The organism is Corynebacterium sp. MSK071 (genome assembly GCF_030232125.1).
GTDB lineage: Bacteria > Actinomycetota > Actinomycetes > Mycobacteriales > Mycobacteriaceae > Corynebacterium > Corynebacterium kefirresidentii.
In genome coordinates this window covers 189,927-195,973 of record NZ_JASPJA010000006.1, presented here as the reverse complement: position 1 = coordinate 195,973, position 6,047 = coordinate 189,927, and the positions used below count along the sequence as shown (strand labels likewise).

At 49.9% G+C, this 6,047-nt stretch carries 6 protein-coding genes; 1 reads left to right on the top strand and 5 read right to left on the bottom strand.

Features of this window, described 5'->3' with window-relative positions; all coding sequences use genetic code 11:
- Positions 1-360: 360 nt before the first annotated feature.
- On the top strand, positions 361-753 hold the full coding sequence (locus QP990_RS07010; protein ID WP_023021060.1) for a hypothetical protein: 393 nt from the start codon (positions 361-363) through the stop codon (positions 751-753).
- Positions 754-2,632: 1,879 nt separating this feature from the next.
- Here the strand turns inward: QP990_RS07010 and QP990_RS07005 are convergent.
- The 5 genes from QP990_RS07005 to QP990_RS06985 form a co-directional block, all read right to left on the bottom strand.
- Entirely contained in the window at positions 2,633-3,463 is an 831-nt protein-coding gene (locus tag QP990_RS07005) for a RelA/SpoT domain-containing protein (protein WP_239208937.1), read from the bottom strand.
- Positions 3,464-3,931: 468 nt separating this feature from the next.
- On the bottom strand, positions 3,932-4,396 hold the full coding sequence (locus tag QP990_RS07000; RefSeq protein WP_284798781.1) for a hypothetical protein: 465 nt from the start codon (positions 4,394-4,396) through the stop codon (positions 3,932-3,934).
- A complete protein-coding gene (locus QP990_RS06995; RefSeq protein WP_239208933.1) occupies positions 4,396-4,917 on the bottom strand; it encodes an ImmA/IrrE family metallo-endopeptidase in 522 nt (173 codons plus the stop codon). Before QP990_RS06995 ends, QP990_RS07000 begins: the two co-directional genes overlap by 1 nt.
- A gap of 97 nt (positions 4,918-5,014) precedes the next feature.
- Positions 5,015-5,386, bottom strand: a complete 372-nt coding sequence (locus QP990_RS06990) for a hypothetical protein (RefSeq protein WP_284798780.1) — start codon at positions 5,384-5,386, stop codon at positions 5,015-5,017.
- A gap of 79 nt (positions 5,387-5,465) precedes the next feature.
- A complete protein-coding gene (locus QP990_RS06985) occupies positions 5,466-6,038 on the bottom strand; it encodes a hypothetical protein (RefSeq protein WP_239208930.1) in 573 nt (190 codons plus the stop codon).
- Between the last annotated feature and the right edge of the window lie 9 nt (positions 6,039-6,047).

The window sequence follows — 6,047 nt, the reverse complement described above, 5'->3', positions numbered from 1 at the left end:
TAGAAACCGAGTACTATCTCACCCAGCCCATCAACACAGGGCCGTAAAAGAAGCGGAACTCAACCCAGGACGCTTCAGAGCACGGTTCTGACCCGAACAATACGTGGTGGGGCATCGTACCTATTTTGCTTGTTGTTGTGCCGCTTGTTTTTTGGTTTTGCGCTGTGGTGTCAATTGTGCGGTCTGGTTTTGGTTGGGGCGTTAAGCTTTTGTTGGTTTTGGCAGCACTTGCGTATCCGCTCATTGGGCCTCTGCTGTGGTTTTTTGCTGGTCGGGGCACGGAGTTTAAGACACAGCTAGGTGTTGGGCGTGGCTGAAATTATTTCGTTGCTGAGTGATTTTGAGGAGTAGGTTTTAGGTATGAGTAAGTTTAGTGAGTATTTTACTGCTGGTGTTCTTGGTGGGTTTATGTCGTTTGCTGGTGTGTCACATTTGACTCATCAGCGTGAGGAGTTTCAGGCTCAGGTTCCTGATTGGTTTCCTGGTTCCAAGGATGCTGTTGTTGTGGCGTCCGGTGTAGCGGAGATTGTGTTAGGGGCAGGTTTGTTGCTGTCGCGGCGCCGTCGCGCTGATTTTGGTGTTGCGTTGGCGGCTTTTTATACCGCTATCTTCCCTGGGAATATTGCTCAATATGCGGAGCGGCATAATGGGTTCGGGTTGGATACTGATACTAAGCGCTTTGTGCGTCTGTTGTTTCAGCCGGTGTTGATTGCTGGGGCGTTGCATGCGGCTGGGCTGCCGGCCAAGAAGTAGGGATTTGATTGTTGTGCCTTGTTCCAGTCGTGAGCTGGTGGCCTGCGCCTCGGGTGTTGCTCAGAGCTGTTCTAACTTTCAATGCTTAATGGTTAGTTACAGGGTGAGGTGGCTACAAGGCTTGGTTAAAGCGACGAATGCCCCCAACGTGTGTTGAGGGCATATTGTGTCGTCGCGTCGACGATTATAGCACACAGCGTGACAATCACCAGCTGGAATGCCGCCGAGCAGGAGGACACCCAGTTTCTGGTGGGGTCACTTTGAAACCTAAGCGTTCTAAAGCATCCATCGCGACGGCGGGGTTATCTCGAACAGATGCCTGGAGTTGAATGTCAAACCACTTTTCTCGAGAATCTTTCAGCGCTACCTCCCAACCGTTCTTTCCTCGAAACCCGCATTCCTGAATTACGAAATACAGGAATTCCTCAAGCGATGGCCGGAATCGATGGCCCCCTACCGGTACATGGAGTGGGCTTATGTCTCCGTCTTTCCGTTTATCGGTTTTACTAGTCCGTCCATTTTTCATTAGGGCTGGGCTAAGCAGCCCCCCAATGCCCGAAAAGTGAATATGGGCAGCTGGAACCCGCTCCTTGTTGCGCTCGTATTCAAATTTGATTGCAGATTGTGTATGGACGCGGATTGAATAATCACTGTGTCTAACAGTCAGGTACTGCCCACTTCGGTCACTTTGCAGCTTGTAAGTAACAGCTAGGGTATATAGATCACAGGTGCTGAGGCATTCGCATTCTTCAATGCTTGAGGTCCCCCGACCGTAATGCAGCGGTGCATGAAACGAAATGACGTAAACGCCAGACTGGTCATTTACGTCAAGGTGTTTCTTGAATTGTGATTCCCGCAGCGGCAACGCTGCCATCAATATTGCAAGCACTTCGGAAGCGAAATCTTGTGCTGATTTGTCGCTGAATTCTCGTTGCGTGACTGAGCTACTTGTCAATGTCGAGCATCATTTCTACGCGACGAAGTTCGTCATAAAGTTCACGTTCTTCCGTCGAAAGGCAACCCATTGAAGCCAAGTCACGAAGGTCTCGGAGGCTGATCGGAGCGCCTTCAACTGAGGAATATGCACTAGTAAGTTGTCTCGAAAGCTCATCGTGGCGACGGTACAAATCTTCCGGTGTGTGGCGCCTGATTGTAAGTGACATTTTTAGGACCTCCTCTGCTTCAAGTATGTCTGAATATAGTCTGTGACACGGACATTGGGTACCAGCGGGTCATGGTCGCATTTCTCGATTTTGCTTCACTCCTGCTTTTTGTAAAGCAATCTCTGCACGTCATTTAGCAAATACCGGTTAGTTCCGTTGATTGTCCTTTTCGAATTTTTTCTCTTTCTGCCTATTTCCGCAGTAGTTCGGGTGTGATTTGATACCCCTGTTATCTCAACCTGTAGGTGAGGGTTTTGCTGTGAGCCAGACTTCTTGCGGGTCCTTTATGGGTTCTGGTGGTCGAGTTCGGTTTTGTGCCTTGTTCTGGTCGTGAACCAGTGGCCTGCATCTCATTGGTCAGTTACTGAATTTGCCGTTTTAGTGGTCGTTGAGTCAGGCAACAAGGCTTTTGAAAGCGACGAATGCCCCCAACGTGTGTTGAGGGCATATAGTGTCGTCGCGTCGACGATTATAGCACACAGCGTGACAGAAATTCAGGCATCACTCCGCGCAAAGTATCGTGCATGAGTGTTCCGTAAAGATTCCATGGAGTTCGCCCTGACTGTGACAATTTCAGTGTCTCGGCTTCTGCGAATTCGCGAGCGATGTATCCGCTCTTCTAACGCTGCCTGAGCATCCACATACGACGTCACAGAGACTTCGCCTGACGGCCTATGATATTCAATGAGATAGGAAGTCACTGCCACTCCTTTGCCTTAAGCTTCTTCACCAATAGAGCCAATTGAATCAGCCAATTGCTTCAGTTGAACAACCAATTTGTCGTCAAGTTTATCAATATCCAACCTGACATCTTGATATGGACCGCAGTCTACCCCTTTCTTACGTATATCGCTGTCTATCTGACGAAATAATTTTGCTTTCTTTTCTTCGAGCTCCTGTATCGCTTCTGCAATATCCTGCGCCTTATCTACCAGCATCTTGTAGATTTCTGGCGCACCATCAGGAAGTTCGCTGTACCGATGGACTCGACCAAATTTATCCCCGATCACCTCATTTAAATTTGCCCAAGCTGCCTGCGTCTTAGTTCTTAACTGAAGCTCAACACGCCCCGCAGGAGCAGTCAAGTGAAGATGTATTGCACGATATCCATACTGGGAATCTTTTAAATAGTTTCTTTCTTTTACCGCTGCACCTTCGGTCTCAAACCGGGCCTGCAAGACGTCAGAAATTTCTGACAAACAATCCAAAGAACAGTCAAGGTCCAAACGACACCCGGCCAAATCCTGGACACGGCTGAGTTTTGTACTAAGCCGATCAAGCTTATCGGCTATGGTGTCATCAGTTTTTACCCGATGACTGGACTCGATTGGAGGTTTAATTCGATAAGTCTCGCCATGAAAATCCTCGCTTTGAGAGAACTCCTCAACCTCTTCTAAAGCAATTGTAATAACGGTTTCATTTAACTTATCGAACCATGCCATTACTTGAAGATAGTCATCTTCATTGAGCTCCCTCCTACCTCTAATCCCTTCTCCGATACGGTTTATGGTGCCCTTTGAGAACGGGTGTTCTTCGTTAAGTTTCACGGACTCTCTTTACCTATTGTAGAACTTCACTCAATGAATAGATATTAACGTTTCCCTGTTCTTTTTTCGCGTATATAGCTCCCCGCTCAACCCATTTCCGCAGTAGCTCTGGGCTTACGTTGTGGCCTTGTTGTTGGAGTTTGTAACAGATGGTTCGTGCGGTGGGCCATGCTTTTGTTGTGTGTGGTGTGTGCCTGTCTTCTGACTGCGTGTGGGCTTGTTCCAAGGGTTATTCTTTCTCCGTGTGGTTGGTGGTGAGGTTAGTCATCGTTGCTCCGTGTGGTTGGGTAAGGGTTATTTGTCTGCCCAGAGTTCGTAGGCGTGGTCTTGCCAGGGGTCGTATTCGGGTTCTTCGTCTGGGTTGGGTTCGTTGGCATCATCGTGGGGCCATGCGTAAATCATTGGGTAACTCCTTAGATATGAGAAAACCCGCTACGCTTTTGGTAGCGGGTTGAGGGGGTAGTCTATTTATTTGTGTTCGGGCAAAAGATAAATTCCACGAACAATGCCGTAAACAAGACCTATTACCTCGACGACGATGGAGGTTAGGTAGGCGATTATGACTTGGTCGGATAAATAGAAACCTTCAGCGTCTGGTTTATGTGGGCCGTTAGCAATTTCGTAGAGAAAGATATGTGCAACTACAAGCTGTCCGATAAGTATTGTTAAAAGGGTTTTGGCGTAAATGGTTCGATATCGGGTGTCAGCTTTGTATCTGTCTTTTTCTAGCTCTTCACGCGTTGGGCGGTGATCCTTTTTAGGACGCCGGTCGAAGACTTTAGAAAGCCAGCCTGGCATCCATGATGGGTTCTGCTCTTTGAAGCTGGTTGGAAAGTTTGTTTCATCTATGCCATGTGTGCCTTCGGTGTTCTTTTCTTCCTCGGAAATTTGAGGTTGTTGTGGGCTTGGGTCTTTTGCAGAGGAGCTGTCCATTACACTAATCCGAGGCTATTAAGCCTGATTCCCATGGCGTCTTTCGACACATTGAAGGTACGCGCCAGGATTCCGACGTCTTGGATTTGTACGAACTTGTTTTTTACGGCCTCTGCGGGCATCAACAGTGCTGCTGCGAATCTGTTGGCGTAGATTTCTTCGATGTCCGTTCCGGTTGACGCAAGCGGTCCTCTATCTCTCCTCTCCTTTGGAAGATTTCGGCGCAGAGTGTCGTAATAGTGACCAAGCTCGTGAGCTATGGTAAAGCGTTTCCGCTCGGGTCCGTGCCATTGGTTAACTACGATGAAAGCGCCTTGGTCGTCCCAGTCTAGGTAGCCTGAGAGTTCGCGGGGGAGGTCGTATTCGTAGACTTGAACGTCGTAGACTCGTGCAATTTGTTCTGGGTCGATGGGTAAGTCAGCGACTCCTGCAGCGTCAGTGTAGGAAATGGTGATTGCTTGGTTTGCGTCGGCTGCTGGGGTGAGGGGTTCACCTGTCTCGAGCCGTGGAATGACTGGCATCTCCTTTGGCTCCTTTGCGCATTAGTGGGATTCTGTTCTTCTTTCTATGAATTTTACAGTTTTTGGTGCAATTTGAAAATGCTTTAGGCGGGACTTACTAGGCGTCATCGCCTGGTCCTTTTAGTAGTTTTATGAGGTCTTCGACTTCCATAATTGCCCATTGTTTTTCGGGGTTGGTTGTGCCGCGTCGTTTGGCTATTACGAGTCCTACGTGGGCGTCATCATTTTCGGCTTCTTGGTGGGCTTCTTTGGTCCACTCGGCTAGGTGGACTCTGCCGCCATAATTTTTGATTTCTATGACGATGCGGCGGTTGTGTGAGTCTCGGACGTTGGCAACGTCCCCGGTGTCGCGTGCTCCCGTGCGGACCTTCCTGTCTATGCGGTCGTCGAGGTTGTCACGGAGGAAGTCGCTTATGAGGCGTTCAAAGCGTGCTCCGGCTTGTTTGGCGCTGTTTCTGTTTCGTGACATTTGTGGCCTTTCTGCGGCGCTGGTTCGTATTTCTGGGGTGTTTGCCCACAGGCGTTGTGTTTGTAGCTCTGTGGGGCTCCTAGGGGGTGTTTTGGGGTGGTTGTGTGTCTTCTTCTGGGGCGGGTAGGCGGTTTGGGTTGATTCCTCGTTTGAGGCGTTGGAAGAACTCCTCAGGTTGCATCTCCACCTCTGGGGGTTGTTGTTGGGCGCGGTGCCATCCGGCGCGGGCTATTTCGACCACGTCGTGGCCTTCGGGGTCTTGGGTTTCGTCGATGCCGGACCAGTGTGGCGGTGGGATGACTTTGTCGAGGGTGAACTGGTCGCCGTAGTTGCGTTTGGCGCGGGCTACGCGGTGTTTCCACCTGTGGGCTTCGAGGATGTATTTCTTTGATTCGTTGCGTTCCCACTGTTTGATGACTTGTTTAGCGGCGTTGATGATGTCCCAGGGGCCGGCCATGGTGTCGGTGTGTGTGGTTGCTGCCCAGTAGCGGATTGCTTCGGGCCATACGTCTTCGGGGACGTTGATGGTTTCTAGGACGTCTGCCCAGACGTTGAGGACGATGGGGTCGTCTTTGGGGAATTTGTTGGGGGCTGCTGCGGAGCCGTAGGCGATGATTTGGGATGCGAGTCGCATGTTTTCGGCTTGTGGCATGGGTGTCTC